At 69.3% G+C, this 15,135-nt stretch carries 15 protein-coding genes; 10 read left to right on the forward strand and 5 right to left on the reverse strand.

Annotated elements, in window-relative coordinates; translation table 11 throughout:
• Positions 1-25: 25 nt before the first annotated feature.
• Positions 26-262, reverse strand: a complete 237-nt coding sequence (locus QSK35_RS39960) for a hypothetical protein (protein ID WP_285753240.1) — start codon at positions 260-262, stop codon at positions 26-28.
• A 33-nt stretch (positions 263-295) separates the two neighbouring features.
• On the opposite strand from QSK35_RS39960, the gene QSK35_RS39965 reads away from it, so the two are divergent.
• Complete coding sequence (locus QSK35_RS39965) at positions 296-748, forward strand: low molecular weight protein-tyrosine-phosphatase (protein ID WP_285753242.1); 453 nt, start codon at positions 296-298, stop codon at positions 746-748.
• A gap of 4 nt (positions 749-752) precedes the next feature.
• Here QSK35_RS39965 and QSK35_RS39970 read toward each other — a convergent pair whose 3' ends face one another.
• Positions 753-2,018 (reverse strand): helix-turn-helix domain-containing protein, encoded by a 1,266-nt coding sequence (locus QSK35_RS39970; RefSeq protein WP_285753244.1) that lies wholly within the window; start codon positions 2,016-2,018, stop codon positions 753-755.
• Between the two features lie 110 nt (positions 2,019-2,128).
• On the opposite strand from QSK35_RS39970, the gene QSK35_RS39975 reads away from it, so the two are divergent.
• The 4 genes from QSK35_RS39975 to QSK35_RS39990 are packed head-to-tail and all read left to right on the forward strand — an operon-like array spanning position 2,129 to position 4,606.
• On the forward strand, positions 2,129-2,671 hold the full coding sequence (locus tag QSK35_RS39975; protein WP_285753246.1) for a DUF1349 domain-containing protein: 543 nt from the start codon (positions 2,129-2,131) through the stop codon (positions 2,669-2,671).
• Between the two features lie 53 nt (positions 2,672-2,724).
• The gene (locus tag QSK35_RS39980) at positions 2,725-3,183 is read left to right on the forward strand and encodes a helix-turn-helix domain-containing protein (protein ID WP_285753248.1); all 459 of its coding nucleotides are present in this window, start codon (positions 2,725-2,727) and stop codon (positions 3,181-3,183) included.
• Between the two features lies 1 nt (position 3,184).
• Positions 3,185-3,739, forward strand: coding sequence for a PIN domain-containing protein (locus tag QSK35_RS39985; protein WP_285753250.1), 555 nt, complete (start codon positions 3,185-3,187; stop codon positions 3,737-3,739).
• A 45-nt stretch (positions 3,740-3,784) separates the two neighbouring features.
• Positions 3,785-4,606 carry an SURF1 family cytochrome oxidase biogenesis protein gene (locus QSK35_RS39990; protein WP_285753252.1) on the forward strand — a complete coding sequence of 274 codons (822 nt, stop codon included), beginning with the start codon at positions 3,785-3,787 and terminating at the stop codon, positions 4,604-4,606.
• Here the strand turns inward: QSK35_RS39990 and QSK35_RS39995 are convergent.
• Positions 4,514-5,446, reverse strand: a complete 933-nt coding sequence (locus QSK35_RS39995; protein WP_285753254.1) for a cobalamin biosynthesis protein — start codon at positions 5,444-5,446, stop codon at positions 4,514-4,516. The genes QSK35_RS39990 and QSK35_RS39995 overlap by 93 nt on opposite strands.
• Before the next feature lie 72 nt (positions 5,447-5,518).
• On the opposite strand from QSK35_RS39995, the gene QSK35_RS40000 reads away from it, so the two are divergent.
• From QSK35_RS40000 to QSK35_RS40015, 4 genes are read left to right on the forward strand one after another with little or no spacing between them, the layout of a single operon-like run.
• Positions 5,519-6,991, forward strand: a complete 1,473-nt coding sequence (locus QSK35_RS40000; RefSeq protein ID WP_285753256.1) for a DUF2397 domain-containing protein — start codon at positions 5,519-5,521, stop codon at positions 6,989-6,991.
• Complete coding sequence (locus QSK35_RS40005; RefSeq protein WP_285753258.1) at positions 6,988-8,178, forward strand: TIGR02678 family protein; 1,191 nt, start codon at positions 6,988-6,990, stop codon at positions 8,176-8,178. The genes QSK35_RS40000 and QSK35_RS40005 overlap by 4 nt, the downstream gene beginning before the upstream one ends.
• Positions 8,175-12,206, forward strand: a complete 4,032-nt coding sequence (locus QSK35_RS40010; RefSeq protein ID WP_285753260.1) for a TIGR02680 family protein — start codon at positions 8,175-8,177, stop codon at positions 12,204-12,206. The genes QSK35_RS40005 and QSK35_RS40010 overlap by 4 nt, the downstream gene beginning before the upstream one ends.
• Entirely contained in the window at positions 12,203-13,270 is a 1,068-nt protein-coding gene (locus QSK35_RS40015) for a TIGR02679 domain-containing protein (RefSeq protein ID WP_285753262.1), read from the forward strand. The genes QSK35_RS40010 and QSK35_RS40015 overlap by 4 nt, the downstream gene beginning before the upstream one ends.
• Positions 13,271-13,273: 3 nt before the next feature.
• On the opposite strand, the gene QSK35_RS40020 is transcribed toward QSK35_RS40015, so the two are convergent.
• Complete coding sequence (locus tag QSK35_RS40020; RefSeq protein WP_285753264.1) at positions 13,274-13,738, reverse strand: MarR family winged helix-turn-helix transcriptional regulator; 465 nt, start codon at positions 13,736-13,738, stop codon at positions 13,274-13,276.
• A 58-nt stretch (positions 13,739-13,796) separates the two neighbouring features.
• On the opposite strand from QSK35_RS40020, the gene QSK35_RS40025 reads away from it, so the two are divergent.
• Positions 13,797-14,573, forward strand: a complete 777-nt coding sequence (locus tag QSK35_RS40025; protein WP_502881782.1) for an NmrA family NAD(P)-binding protein — start codon at positions 13,797-13,799, stop codon at positions 14,571-14,573.
• Here QSK35_RS40025 and QSK35_RS40030 read toward each other — a convergent pair.
• Positions 14,533-15,120 carry a TetR/AcrR family transcriptional regulator gene (locus QSK35_RS40030; RefSeq protein WP_285753268.1) on the reverse strand — a complete coding sequence of 196 codons (588 nt, stop codon included), beginning with the start codon at positions 15,118-15,120 and terminating at the stop codon, positions 14,533-14,535. The genes QSK35_RS40025 and QSK35_RS40030 overlap by 41 nt on opposite strands.
• Positions 15,121-15,135 lie beyond the last annotated feature (15 nt).

Raw genomic sequence — 15,135 nt, forward strand, 5'->3', positions numbered from 1 at the left:
GAGCTTCGCAGCTTCCTGCAGGCGGTCAGTGCATGAACCGCCGGAGCTCCGTCAGGTGGTTGATCAGGTCGTCCAGCTGGAACGAGTCGAGCTGGGCCGACTCACCGGGCGGCGTGCGGAAGCACACCCGGCCGCGGTCGTTGAGGTAGACCTCGAACGCGCGACGACGACCGAGGGCGTCGGTGCACCCGATGATCTCCCGCTGCGCGGGGGCGTCGGTACCGGTCTGCATGGCGGCCTCCAGTTCGGTTTGTCCGTACATCTGGGCTCACGGGCTTCGCGTTACCGTTGGCAGGTGCACGTAACTTTCATCTGCACCGGCAACATATGCCGATCTCCCATGGGTGCCATCGTTTTCGGCGAACATTTGCGACGTTCCGGGCTCGATCTTCAGGTTCGCGTTACCAGCGCGGGCACGGGCGGCTGGCATTCGGGTGATCCGGCGGACCCGCGCACCCTCAAAGTGTTGGCGGACCACGGGTACCCGACGTCGCACGTCGCGGCGCAGATCGGGGACGATCACCTGGACGCGGACCTGTTCGTGGCGCTGGATTCCGGGCACGCCAGGGCGTTGCGGCGGATGGTCCCGCCGGATCGGGTGCGGCTGCTGCGGTCGTTCGACCCGGATGCTTCGGGGGTTGACGTACCAGACCCGTATTACGGTGACGAGCAAGGGTTTGCCGAGGTGCTGGAGATGGTCGAGGCGGCGATGCCGGGGCTGCTGGCGTGGGTGCGCCGGCAACTCTGACCATTCAGGCTCGAAGCTCTCGTACCCGATCGACGATTTCCTGTCCACCGCAGCGCTCGGCGGCGCGCTGAAGCGGCACAAGCCGGTCGCGTGCTCGTTTGCTGTTGAGCTGTGCGACCAGTTCGAGCGCCTGCCGAGCCACTTTCATGCCCTCATTGTGGTCTCCGCCGCGGAGATGGCAGGCGGCCAGTTCGGAGAGATCGAAGGCGCGGTTCAACACCTGGTCGGCGGGCCGGCTGCGCAGGCTCCTCCGCAACGCGGCCACCGCCTTGTCGTGTTCGCCCAGGCCGGCCCAGGTGAGTCCGATCGCGGCGTACAGCTCCGACTCGTCGAAGAACCGCAGCCAAGCCGGTACTTCCGACTCGGCGTGGAAGTGCTCGATCGCCATGGCGACGGACCGCTGAGCCTCCTGCCGCATGCTCATTGCCGCGTAGCACCGCGCTTCGCGGACCTCGAGCAGCGCCCGCAACCTCGGCTGGTCTGACGACAGCGGATACCCGAGCTGGAACAGCCTCAACGCGACGTCCGGTGGTCCGTGGTACTGCTCCACCCTTCCGGCGGTGTACAGCAGACCGGCCTGCAACGCCGGGGCTCCGGACTCGTGCGCCAGCTGCAATGCGGCCAGCGCGTGGGTCCGCGCCCGCTCGAGATCACGCATGTCGAAGGCCGCGGACGCCGCCCTGCGGTGCAACAGAGCCACCGCCTCGAACAGCGTCCCTCTGACGGCGTCTCTGACCGTCGCGCCGAGCAACCCCCTCGCCCAGCGGAGCTGACCCTCGACCGCGGGAAGCACCAGCCCTCCGCCGAACTGGTTCTCGAGATCGGTCAGATCGTCCAACAGCCGGTTCAAGATCTTGACGTCGGCCGCGCCGACACGAAGCGGGATCGGCGTCGGCTCTGAACCCCGGTCCCGTTCGCCTACCTTTCCGAACACGGGTTCGCCGAGAACGGTCTCCGCGGCGTGCGCGAGGAACTGCGCACGCTTGGCCGTTTCGCCTTCGTCACGGGTCCGTGGATCTCTGCCCTCCGCATAGGCGAGCCCGAGGTAACCGTGTGGGATGCCGAGCCCGTCCGCGATGCGCTCGAGCAGGTCGTAAGCCATGACCTGGCGGCCACCGATGATGTCGGAGATCTCGGACTGGTTCTGCCTGGTCGCGGCGGCGATCTCCTGTTGTGTCACACCGCGTTCCGTCAACAACCTGAAGACCACGCCCATGTCCCTGCGCGCGAGCGCGTCCCGCATCGCGGGTTCTTCCCACCGTTCGGACACGAAAGGACGGTACTGCGGCTGCATCTCCGATGCCGAGTTCATCGGTGTAGGTGATCGGCCGGACCGATAATCGGCTGTCGGCAAGCGGTCTCACTGACAGCATGACCCGCATGGAGTGGTTCAACGAACCCCGCAACTGGTCCACCACCGACGGCACCCTGACGATGGCGGTCGAACCGGGCACCGACTTCTGGCGCGTTACCGGCAACGGCGTCATCACCGACAACGGCCACATCTACGGCCAGGTCGTCCAGGGCGACTGCACGATCACCGCCACCTTCAGCGCCTCGCTGACCGGCCGCTTCGACCAGGCCGGGGTCGCGTTGCGGATCGACGCCGACAACTGGATCAAGACGGGCGTCGAGCTGATCGAGGCCGGACCGCAGGCCAGTGCGGTCGTGACCCGCGGGTTCTCCGACTGGTCGATCACGCCCATCGGGTCGTTCTCGCGCATGTCGATCAAGGCTGAGCGACGCGGGGACGTCGTGCTCGTGCACTACGGGGTCGATGGGACACCGGAGGTGTTCCTGCGCAAGGCCTACTTTCCGCCCGGCGTGCCCGCGCTGGTGGGGTTCACCGGGGCGGCGCCCGAGGGGCCGGGGTTCACGGCGACCTTTCACGAGATGGCGCTGACGGAGCCCGGCGACGGATAGCTGTTGCGTTTGCTTCGATTACTGCGGATAATGCGTTTATTGGAGGGATACCGATGAGCGCCGCCGCAGTTCAACCCGTCCAACCGGGCCACGACGACGTGGTCACGGCCGACGCCGCGCTGCACCAGGTGAAGGCCTACCTCAACGACCATCCCGATCACAGCGACGCCGTGCGTGTGCGGGTCGAGGAGAACGACGACGAACTGGTGCTGCCCCGCGCGGCGGTCGAGTTGTTCGCGCAGATCCTCGCCTACATGGCGGCAGGTCACGGCGTCTCCGTTGTTCCGGCACATGCCGAGCTGACGACCCAGCAGGCAGCGGATCTGCTGAACGTGTCGAGGCCCTATCTGATCGGGCTGCTGGACGCGGGCGAGATCGAGTACCGGCGGGTGGGCAAGCACCGCCGGATCCAGGCCGCATCGTTGATCGAGTACATGCGCAACGACGATCAGCGGCGACGTCAGGCCGCCGACGAGCTGTCGGCGCTCACCCAAGAGATGGGCTTGGCCTGAGTTGAGCTTTGTCGTCGTCTACGACGCGAACGTTCTGTACCCGAGCACGCTGCGCGACCTGCTGTTGCGGATCGGCGCGTCCGGTCTGGTGCAGGCGAAGTGGACCAACCAGATCCTCGACGAGGTCTTCGACAACCTGCGGACGAATCGCCCCGATCTCCCGCGGGAAGCCCTGAGCCGCACCCGATCGCTCATGATGACTGCCGTCAGGGACTGTCTGGTGACAGGCTACGAACCGTTGATTCCTGTCCTGGAGCTACCGGATCCCGATGACCGCCACGTGCTCGCCGCCGCGATCAAGGCACGGGCACAGGTGATCGTGACCAACAACCGCAAGGACTTCCCCACCGACGCACTCCGGCAGTGGGACATCGACCCGAAGGACGCCGACGAGTTCGTCCTCGACCAGATCGGACTCGACGCGAAGGTCGTGTGGAGTTGCGTCCAGCAGATCGCCAACTCCTGGCGCACCCCTCCCGGCACCATCGGTGACGTGCTGGCGTCCTTGGAACGCTCGGGCCTGGTTCAGTCCGTCGCCGAGCTCCGAGCCAGGTGACTACCTGGTTACGACAGCCGACCGCATGCCGCATACGGTGGTGGGGTGCGGTTCCGGTTCCTCCTGCAACCCGGCTGGATCGCGTTGACCCTCGCCGTCTGGGTCTTCGCGACGGCCTGCTTCACCCTGCTCGCCCCCTGGCAGTTCCGCCGCGACGCCGAACGCGAGACCCAGAACAGCGCGATCACGAAGTCGATCAAAAGCGAGCCCGTACCACTGCAACAAAGCCACGACGAGTGGCAGAAGGTCGTCCTCAAGGGCACCTACCGCCCCGAGCACGAGGCACTGGCCCGCCTCCGCACGGTCCAGGGCGAGGCGGCGTTCGAGGTGCTCACGCCGTTCGAGACCACGGACGGAACGACGGTCCTCATCGACCGCGGATACGTGCGCCCGGTCAACGGCATGAAGCCGCCGACGTACCCGGAACCGCCGAAAGACCAGGTCACCGTCGTAGCGCTGCAGCGGCCGAACGAGTCCGACGCACGGCCGGCCTTCGAGCAGGACGGCAAGTGGCAGGTGTACTCGATCAACACCGAGGCCGTCGCACCGAACATGCGACCGGGCTACTTCCAGATCACCGAGGACCAGCCCGGCACGATCAACGCCCTGCCGTTGCCGCAGCTCGACGCGGGCCCCTTCTTCTCCTACGCACTGCAGTGGATCGCGTTCGGCGTGATGGCGATCGGCGGCTGGGCGTACTTCAGCTGGCGCGAGATCCAGCCCGGAGGCGCCCTCACGCAGCAGAAACAGAAGAGGAAGTCGATCGCCGAACTGCTAGCGGCGGAAGAGGGCGACGAAAGCGGACAGGAAAGCCGCACCGAAGCCGACGACCCGGGACAGCTCCACGGCTCGCGTCACGTGACCTGAGTCGGGCTGACGGCCGTGGCCGAGCACCGGTCGTTCCTCGGCTCCATGCCCATACACCGTCCGGCCGCCCAGCCGAATCTCCAGCGCACCGGCGAACGCCGCCTCCACCTGGCCCGCGTTGGGCGACGGGTGCGCGGAGCCGTCCCGCCGCCACGTCTCCAGGGCCTGGGATGCGGATCCACCGACGACCGGGGCGCCGAAGACGGTCAGCACGGCGGCGACACGAGCGGGCAGCAGGTTCGCCAGGTCGTCCAAACGCGCGGAGGCCCAGCCGAACCGCCGATAACGCGGCGACCGGTGCCCGACCATCGCGTCCAACGTGTTGGCGGCGCGGTAGCCGACCAAGCCCGGCACGCCGAACACCGAACCCCACAGCAGGGGCGCCACGACCGCGTCCGAGGTGTTCTCGGCCACGGACTCGACGGTCGCCCGCGCCAGTCCGAGCGAGTCCAGCCGGGAGGGCTCGCGGCCGCACAGGTGGGGCAGCCGGGCCCGCGCCGCGTCGACGTCACCGGAGTCGAGCTCGCGGCCCATCGCGGTGCCCTCGGCCGCCAGCGACCGGCCGCCGAGTACGGCCCAGGTGACCAGGCCGGTCGTCAGAGCCTGCAGCCACCAGCGGCGGCGCGAAGCACGTTCGACAACGACACCGGCAAGAACCGTGCCGCCGACGAGAGCCGCCGAATAGGCCGCTCCGGCGACGTGATGATCACGGTAGACGCGCTGTTCCAGGCCGGCGGCCGCTCGGCCGAATGCCGCTACCGGGTGAAATCGCTTCGGATCACCGAACACGGCGTCCGCCGCCACGCCCAGCAACAACCCGACCGCGCGCCCCGCACCCACCCTTGCCTCCCCAGAGTCCGATGAGCACGGTAGCGCCGCGACCGGCGGTGCCCCGCATTAGGGTGGCCGGTCGTGGAGCACAAGCGGCTGAAGCTGTACGCCTATCTGGACGCGCGCGATCACCAGCGCACGTACCTGGCGATCATGCGCTTGTTCACGTCGACGCTGCTGGCCGACCTGTCCGCGGGAGAGGTCGCCGGGGCGCTGGCCGGAGCAGAACGCGAGGGCCGGGTCGAACCCGGCGAGTCGCGCATCGAGAACGTGATCACGCGGCTCAAGCAGCTCGTCGAGTGGGGCAACCTCGTGCAGGGGCGCCGCGAGGTCGTCGCGGCGAGCATCGCCGAGTTCCAGCACGGCAGCGTCCGCTACCAGGTCAGCAAGCTCGCCGTCCGCGTCCAACGGGATGTGGACGAGCTCCTTCGCGCCCCCGAAGGCGCCCGCGAGGTGGCCCGCGAGTTGCTCCCGGCCATCGAGCGAGGATTGAGTGAACTGGGCGGCTCTCTGAGTGTCGCCCTGCTCAACGAAGGCGAACGCACCAAGGAGCTGCTGGCCGAACGCGTCACGACGCTGTTCCTGCAGCACGCCGAGCTGGCCGCCACGGTGCGCGACTTCTACGCCTACCTGGGCCAGGTCGTGACGCGGAACCACCTGGCGCCGGACGAGATCGCGGGCTTCCGCAACCTGCTCGTCGAGTACATCCAGCGGGTCGTCGAGGACGTGCTCAAGTACACCCCGGCGATCGCCGAGACCCTCGCGTCACTCGCCAGGGCCCGGCCCGAGCTGCTGCGACTGCTCGGCACCGAGCTGGGCGACGACGTCGAACGCGCCCGCGGCCGCAGTGAGCACGACTGGCAGGACCTCACCGACTGGTTCGCCGACCGGCCCGGCCGCCCGTCCCAGGTCACCGCGCTGAGAGAAGCCACGGCCCGCGCCATCGGCTCGTTGCTGGCCAGCGTGAAACGGGCGACCAGCGGCGGAGGTCTGCTGCCTGGAAGGAAAGCGGAGCTGTTGAAGCTCGCGCGCTGGTTCGACCAGAGCACCAGGGAGGAGGCGCACGAGCTGTACGCGGCGGCGTTCGGTCTCTACTCCGCCCGGCACCTCTCCCCCGCGCCGGAGCACGACAGCGACAACGAGCGCACGCCGTGGCGCGACGGGCCGGTGCGGGACGTCACGGTCAGCGTCCGCAGCCGCGGCGACCGGGGTGCGCGCGGCCGCACCTCGCGCATCCTCGACGACCCGATGACCGAGCAGTCGCTGCTGGCCGAGGCCCGTGAGGCGGACGAACGCCGGGCGGCACACGTCGCCGAGCTCACCAGGGCCGCCAAGGATCTGAACGGCACCACGCTCAGCCACGGCGCGCTCGAAGTACTCTGCGAGCTGCTCACGCTCGCGATGGCCCAGCGCGACACCCCGCAGGACACGGGCGAGGCGAGCGACCCCGTCCGCGGACTCAAGGTCACCGTCAGCCACGGCACGACCACCAAGATCACCTCCGCGGCCGGAACCCTGACCCTGCACGACGCGACATTGGCGCTCACCGAATGAACTTCGACGACCTCTCGGACATCGACGCGCAGAACGTGGTCCGCTGCGCGCGCACGCTGCTCCGCCGGCCGTTGCTGCGCACGGACGGCCCGGACGGCGAGCTGATGACGCTCGTCTACCGTCACCGCGCGATGCTCCAGGACCTGTTCGCCGGACTGCTGGGCTACCGGCTCGTCGTCGAACGCCGGTTCGCCCGCCTGTACAAGTCGGGGCCGGGCCGCGACGACACCCGCGGTGTGCTCGGACTGTCGCCGCGCGCCTACGTCTACCTGGCGCTGACGCTGGCCGTGCTGACCGGCACCGGCAGGCAGACCCTGCTGTCCCGTCTGGTGGCCGACATCCGTGCCGCCGCAACGGAAGCGGGCATCTACGCCCCGGACGACATCGTCGAACGGCGTGCTTTGACGGCCGCCCTGCGCCACCTCGTGTCGCTGGGTGTGATGCACGAGACCGAGGGCACGGTCGCGCAGGACACCGTGCCGCAGGAAGCGCTGATCACCATCGACACCGACCTGCTCGGCCAGCTCGTCATCGGCCCGGTCGGCGAGGCCGAGAGCCCCGAGCACCTGGTCCAGCTCGCCGCCCGGCCCGGTCCACGCGGCGTCGAACACGCCGTGCGCCGCAAGCTCGTCGAGACACCGCTCGTGCTGTACGCGGACCTGCCGGACGACCAGGCCGAGTGGCTGCGCCGCAACCAGCGCAAGGAAACCGCGCTGCTCGAACAGTTCTTCGGCCTCTACACCGAGTGCCGCGTCGAGGGCGTGCTCGCGTCGGACCCCGAGGACTTCCTCACCGACCTCTACTTCCCCGGCACGTCAACGGTCGCGCGCATCGCAATGCTCGCGCTGCCGGATCTGATCGAGCACGAAGACGAAGATCCACCGGCGCGGCATGTCGTTGCACGGCAACGGATCCGCGAGGTGTGCGAGCAGCTGGTCGAGGACTACCCGAACGCGTGGTCCAAGCAGTTCACCGACGACCTCGACCGGTTGACCGACGAGGTGACGGAACTGTTGCGCCGCATGGGTTTGGCCGTGCCGCACGAAGACGGCTGGTCGATCAGCGCGGCGGCACACCGGTGGATCCCCATGCCGGACGGCGATCCGGAACGCGAGCTGCCCCCGGCGCCCGAACCCGTGGTCGAGATCCCCGGCTGGTCCCTGTTCGATGAGGAGAACGCGTCATGAGCAGGTGGCGGCTGCACCGCGGCGGCATCGTCAACATCTGGCAGTACACCGAGCAGACGTTCGACTTCTCCGGCGGCCGCGCGATCTTCCAGGGCACCAACGGGTCCGGAAAGTCGCGCACGCTGGAGTTGTTGCTGCCCCTGTGTTTGGACGGCGACCTGCGCCAGCTCGGCTCGAAGGGCTTCGACACGGTCAGCATCCGGCGGCTCATGCTGGACGACTACGACGGCGGCCCGAACCGCATCGGGTACGCCTGGGTCGAGCTTCGACGTGGTGACGACGAATACCTGACGTGCGGCCTGGGCGTCAAGGCGTCCAAGACCTCGCAGGCGATCACGGACTCATGGCGGTTCGTCACGTCCATGCGCGTCGGTCACGACCTGCAGCTCGCCGGCCCGGACCGGGTGCCGCTCGGCCCCGCGCAGCTGCGCGACCTCGTGGGCGCGGACTGCGTGTTCGAGGACGCGGCGTTCCGCGCGAAGATCGCCGAGACGGTGTACGGCGTGCCCGCCGCGCGCTACGGCGACCTGCTGCACCTGCAGCGCACGCTGCGCAACCCGGACGTCGGCCTGAAGGTGCTGGAAGGCCAGCTGGAGCAGATCCTCTCGGACGCGCTGCCGCCGCTGGACCAGGCGATGATCGAACAGCTGGCGACGTCGTTCGACGACCTGGAGTCGATCCGCGAGAACATCACGCGACTGTCCTCCGCGGACAGTGCGCTGAGCACGTTCCTCAAGACGTACTCGGACTACGCGTTCGGCGGCCTGCGGTCGTCCGCCGAGAAGCTCGACGGCGCCGAGAAGGCCGTGACGCGGTTGCAACGCGAACAGGCGAAGCTCACCGCGCAGCTGGAGCAAACCCGCGCCGAGCGGATGGCATCCGAAGAGGCGCTGACGAACCTGGAGACCGGCGAGCAGCAGGCCGAGGAAACGATCGCGGCGCTGAAGGAACTGCCCGCGTTCCGGGACCTGCAGGACCTCAAGACGCGCGAGAACCTGGTGGCGGAGAAGCGGTCCTCCGCGATCGCCGCGCTGGAGATGGCGGCGAAGCAACGCGCGCAGGAGGACGCCGCGGTCGAGGGCGTGCTGCGGCTGTTGCGCCGCCTCGCCGAGGACCTCGGGTCCGCGGCCGAGCTGAGTGACCCACTGCGCCAGCACCTGCGCGCCGCGGGCATGGACGACTCGCTGGCGCCTTCGGTTCCGCAGGTGCCGGACGCTTCGGCCACGGTCGTCACCGCGTCGGTGCGGGCGAAGCCGGACCCCGAGGCCGAGCCGCTGCCGATCGAACGCCGCGTGCCGCCGGCCGCCGCCACTGAGGACGTGGTGAACGCGCTGGGCAAGGCGTCCGACGCGACGACTTCCATTGCTTCCCTTGCGCGCCAACGGGGTGCGCTCGCGCTGACGTTGCACCAGCAGGCGCTGGAGCTGGACGCGCAGCAGCTGAGTGTGGAGGCGTTGCGGCAGAAGGCGCGCGACTCGCAGCTGGCGGCGACCGAGGCGACCGCGTTGCGCAACCAGGAGGTCCAGGAGCTCACCGACCTGACCGCGACCTGGCTGTCCCGCGTCGAGACGTGGTGCTCCGCCGGTCCGCTGGCCGACGAACGCCCGGCACAGGACTTCGAGCTGCCGTCGGTGATCGACCCGGCGGGTGCGCGCACGTTGACCGGCATGGCCCGCGAGTGGACCGGGCCGCTGGTGCAGGCCGCACGCGACGCCGCGCACGAGTTCTCGACGCGGCGCGGTGAGCTGCGGACCCGCATCGACGAGCTGGACGCCGAGCTGGCAGGCCTCCGCTCCGGCGCCGAGCAGGCCTCCGGCGCGCAGTTCTACCGACTGGTCGACTTCCAGTCGTCCCTGACCGACGCCGAGCGCGCGGGCCTGGAGGCGTCGCTGCAGGCGAGCGGCCTGCTCAACGCCTCGATCGTCGTGGATGAGGGGAGCCTTCATCCACTTGAGGTGGATGAAGGCTCCCCTCATCCACGTAGCAGCGGTGTTTGGGCGACGGTGCGAGAAGCCGTTGAGGGGCGGTCGCTCGCGGACGTGCTGGTGCCTGCGGTCGAGGGGTCCTCGGTGCCCGAGGAGCTGGTCGCGCAGCTGCTGCGCGCGGTCGCGTTGGACGACGACAACGCCCTCGTGCAATCGGTCGACGGCACGTGGCGCGCCGGTGTGCTCACCGGTGCGGGCACCAAGCCCGCAGCCGAGTTCATCGGCGCCGGCGCACGTGAGGCTGCCCGCCAGCGCCGGATCGCCGAACTCGAAGAGGAACTGGCCCGGCTACGCGATGAACTCGGTGCGGCGGAAGAGGAACTGGCCCAGGCGCACGAGCGGGTCGGCGCGTGGGAGGCGCACCTGGCCGAGTTCCCCGGCGACGGCGAGCTGATCGCGAAGCACAGCCGCGTCCAGGCCGCCGAGGAGTCGGCCGAACGCGCGCAGCTGCGCACGCAGGAGCTGCGCACGGAGCTCGACTCGGCGTCCGCCCGGCTCGAGGCGGCGCAGAGCGAGCTGACGCGGCAGGCGGGCGACGCGGGCCTGCCCGCCGAGTCCGAGGGACTCCGCCACGCCCAGCAGGCCGCCGCCGAGGCGCAGCGCACCGCCGACCGGCTCGGTGACGCGATGCAAAGGCGTTGCCAGGGCACGATCTCCGACCTGACCGACGCCGCCCACCGCTACCACGAGGCCGTGCAGGACCGTGAGACCGCAGAGGCTGACGCGGACGCGCGGTGCGTCGACTACGCGGCGCAGGCGGGCACGCTCGCCGAGCTGACCGACGCGATCGGTGGTGAGGCCAGGGAGATCGCGGGCCAGCTGACGTCTTTGGAATCGCAGCGCAAGCAGATGCGCACCGACCTCAAGACCGTTCGCGAACAGGTCTCCGCCGCACGCGAGCAGGCCGCGAAGCTGGAAGCGTTGCTGGAGACCAACTCCGAGCAGGTCGCCGAGGCAGGCGAGGCCCAGACCCGCGCGGCCGAGCTCTTCGAGGCGACCGTCCGGGCACCGGGTGTGCTGGTCGCCGCCCTGCCGGATGTCGACGGTGACCTTTCCACTGTGCGCCAGGCGATCGCGGACGCGGGCGACCGGCGCGGCGCCGGCGAGGCCACGGTCATCAGCAAGCTGCAGGCGTTGCAGACGTCGCTCGCGGGCAGTCACGACATCGCGGCCGAGCAGCACGCGGGCCTGCTGACCGTCACGGTCACCGGCGAGGAGGGCGCTCGTCCCGTCGCGGTCGCCGCGCGTCAGGTCACGTCGAAACTGGCGGAACAGCGCGGGTTCCTGGACGAGCAGTACCAGAGCATCTTCGCCGACTACCTGATCCGCGACCTGGCCGAGTGGCTGCGCAACCAGATCACCGTCGCCGAGGACCTGACCAAACGGATGAACGAGGTGCTGTCCCAGGCGCGATCGAGCCAGGGCGTGCACGTCAAGCTGTCGTGGAAGTCCTCTTCGGCTCTGGACGACGAGACGCGACAAGCGCTTGCGCTGGTGCGCCTGCCGTTCGGCGAACGCACGCCGGAGCAGGACGCGACGCTGCGCCGCGTGTTCACCGAACGCATCGAGGCCGAGCGCGACACTTTTTCGGGCGGTTATGCGGAAATCCTGTCGCGCGCACTGGACTACCGCACGTGGCACCAGTTCACGGTGACCGTCGCGGACACCGGCCCGGACGGCAACCCGCGCGAACGCCGCCTGCGCCAGCTGTCCTCCGGCGAGACGCGCCTGATCTCCTACGTCACGCTGTTCGCGGCCGCGGCGTCGTTCTACGACGCGGTGTCGCACGAGTTCGACCCGCTGCGCCTGGTGCTGCTGGACGAGGCGTTCGAGCGGCTCGACGACCCGACCATCGCGCGCATGCTGGGTCTGCTGGTCGACCTGGACATGGACTGGGTGATCACCTGGCCGTCGGGCTGGGGCGTGTCGGACAAGATCCCGCGCATGCACATCTACGACGTGCTGCGCCCCAAGAACGGCCGCGGCGTAGCGTGCACGCAGACGACGTGGGACGGCGCCGCTCTGGACCGGATCGACCCGTGACCCCCGACCGCCCCGAGCTGGCCGAGCTGTGGCGCCTGGCCAGGGAGACGATCGAGGCGGGCGGCCGTTCGGCGTTCAGCATCCGCGTTCCCGACGCCGCCACGGCCGACGCCCTGGCCGAGGTGCTGCGCAAGCCGATCGACCATCCGGCCCGCCGCCAGATCTCGTTGGCCCGCCTGGACGAACACCTCCGCGCCGCCGGCACGACCCTGGTCGAGGTGCTGGAACGCGTGCACGGCCGCCCGATCGGGATGCAGGCCGCTGCGGAAGCGCCGACGGCCGACGCCGTGCTGCGGTACGCGCTGCGCGAGCACGGTCTCGCCTCCGCGCCTTGGGCCGCCACGTGGATCGAGCAGGTCCGCCGCTACGGCAAGATCCCCCAGCCCGTACTGCCCTTGCTGGCCGCGCAGGCCGCGTCCGTGTTGAGCCGCATGACGTTGAGCGGCATACCTCGCCGTTGGGTGTCGCGGCATGCGTTGGCCGGCAACGACTTGGACGACGGCCGCCCGCTGGCGCGCATCGTCCTGCGCGCCGCCGCGCTCGCGCACGGCGTGGACGTGCCGCGCGATCCTCGTGGTTTGTGGGAACGCTGCGGCGTGGTGCTCGATTCTTGGTCCGACCCGGTGCTCACGTCGGCGGGCTACCTGAAACTGACTGACGCTGTCGAGTTCTCAGAGATCACGGTGTGCCGGAGCGCGCGGTTGCTGGAGTCCGGTTTTCCCGGGCCGCTGCTGGTGCTCGACCGCGGCGTCACCGCTCCCGCCCGGCACCACCTCGCGCGGCTGGCCGACGCGGGCACCCGCATCCGTTGTCACGGCGACTTCACGCCCGACGGCGTGCGGCTGGTCAACGACGTGCTGGCGTGGACGGGCGGTTCGGCTTGGCGCATGACGGCGTCCGACTACCGCGACGCTGTCGCCATGTTGATCACGCAGGGCGTGGACCTGCCGACTCTCACCACGCAGCCGCCCGCAGCCTCATGGGATCCCGATCTGGCCGAGACGATGGCCACCACGGGGTTGCAGGTGACCGAGGAACACCTGCTGCCCCAACTGGTTTCGTAGCTGTCAGTCCTGCGCGAACCGCCGCGCCTCCCACCGGCCGTGCCCCTCGAGCAGCTTGCGGCCGATCCGCTTGAGGTCCGCGATGTCCCGCTCGCTCAGCAGAGCGGTGAACTCCTCCGCCAATGACTCGCGGTACACCCGCCCGGTCGTCTCCGCGACCATCGACTCACCGAGGTCGGTGAGCACGGCATAGACGAGCCGCCGGTTGTCCGGCGGCTGCTCGCGCACCACCCAGCCGCGCTTGACCAGCCGTTCCACCAGCCGCGTCACGCCGGACGGGGAGATCGCGAGCAGCTCGGCCAGCTCGAGCATGCGCAGCCGGCCCTCGTGCATCCGCAACCGGTACAACGCCGAGTGCTCCAGCAGCGAACAGCCCGCGACGGACTCCATGCGCTGGTCGAGCGCCTCGCTGACCGCCTCCACGCCCTGCTGCGCGTACAGCCACGCGTAGATCGCCTCCGAGTTCACGGACGGCAGCCTATCAACAGACTTGACACCGGTATATTTTCATCGTCAAATGTTGCTCGTGAAAATCACCGTAACCGGCGCCACCGGCGCCCAGGGCGGCGCCGTCGCCCGCGTCGCCGCCCAACACGGCCACGAAGTGAGCCGCATGACCCGCAACCCGAAGGGACCGCAGGACGTCTACGGCGACTTCGACCGACCCGAGACACTCGGGCCCGCATTCGCCCAAGCCGACGCGGTCTTCCTCGTCACGACGCCGTTCGGCGCGAACTGCGAGATCGAGACACAGCGCGGCATCGCCGCCGTCGACGCCGCGAAACACGCGCACGTCGTGTTCACCTCGGCCACCAACGCCGACCGCGGCACCGGCATCCCGCACTTCGACAGCAAGCAGAAGATCGAACGCCACCTTCAACAAACCCATCCACAGTGGACGGTTCTCGGGCCGGCCGCGTTCATGGACGACAAGCCGAGCCTGCGGCTGCCGATCCCGCCGGACCTCAAGCTGCACCTCATCGCGGTCGACGACATCGCCGCGATGGCCGTGCTGGCCATGGAGAACCCCGAGCGGTTCCACAACAAGCGCATCGACATCGCGGGCGACCTGCTCACCGGCCCCGAGATGGCCGAGATCCTCGGCACCGAGTTCCAGGAAGCCTCACTCGAAGAAGCCGAGCGCTACTCCCACGACCTCGCCGCGATGTTCCGCTACTTCACCGAGGTCGGCCTGGAGGTGGACATCGAAGCACTGAAAACCGACTATCCCGAGATCGCCTGGCACACCTACGCGGACTGGGTCAGCCGATCCCGGACTCCAGCAGGTCGCACACCTCGTTGATGTTCCGCACCTGCACCGGACAGAGCTCGTCGACGCTCATACCGCCGGCCAGCGCCCGCATCGCCGACGCGTACAGCTGGCGGATCGCCGTCGACACCGCACCGGCTACGACCGCGGCGCGAATCGGACCGTAGTCGGCGACCAGTTCGGCGGCCATGACGTCCTGCGCTTCCTCGTTCATCTCGCGGGCTCGCGCCAGCAGCGCGGGGCTGTCCCACACGACCTGCCAGAAGTGGTGCAGGCCCTCCCGCACACCGCTGTACGGGTGGCGCTCCTCGACCAGCTCCAGCAGCGTCGATCGCAACGCGGGCACGAGCGGGCGCCGCCGCGCCAGCTCGACCAGCAGCTCCTGCAGCGCCGCCTGGCGGTCGAAGAACAGGTCCTCCTTGCGGGGGAAGTAGTTGAAGACCGTCATCTTCGAGACGTTGGCCGCCGAAGCGATCTCGGCGACGGTGACGTTGTCGAAGCCGCGCTCGATGAACATCGCGGTCGCCACCCCCGAGATCAGCTCGCGCGTCGCCCGCTTCTTGTCCTCCCGCAGACCCATGCCGGGATCTTATAC

Origin of the sequence: Lentzea sp. NBRC 105346 (assembly GCF_030269605.1) — a bacterium.
Taxonomy (GTDB): Bacteria; Actinomycetota; Actinomycetes; order Mycobacteriales; family Pseudonocardiaceae; genus Lentzea.

What these genes read in the sequence shown, in the direction of transcription:
- QSK35_RS39960 (WP_285753240.1), bottom strand. Translation starts at nt 262, where the DNA reads ATGTACGGACAAACCGAACTGGAGGCCGCCATGCAGACCGGTACCGAC.
- QSK35_RS39975 (WP_285753246.1), top strand. Translation starts at nt 2,129, where the DNA reads ATGGAGTGGTTCAACGAACCCCGCAACTGGTCCACCACCGACGGCACC.
- QSK35_RS39980 (WP_285753248.1), top strand. Translation starts at nt 2,725, where the DNA reads ATGAGCGCCGCCGCAGTTCAACCCGTCCAACCGGGCCACGACGACGTG.
- QSK35_RS40005 (WP_285753258.1), top strand. Translation starts at nt 6,988, where the DNA reads ATGAACTTCGACGACCTCTCGGACATCGACGCGCAGAACGTGGTCCGC.
- QSK35_RS40010 (WP_285753260.1), top strand. Translation starts at nt 8,175, where the DNA reads ATGAGCAGGTGGCGGCTGCACCGCGGCGGCATCGTCAACATCTGGCAG.
- QSK35_RS40030 (WP_285753268.1), bottom strand. Translation starts at nt 15,120, where the DNA reads ATGGGTCTGCGGGAGGACAAGAAGCGGGCGACGCGCGAGCTGATCTCG.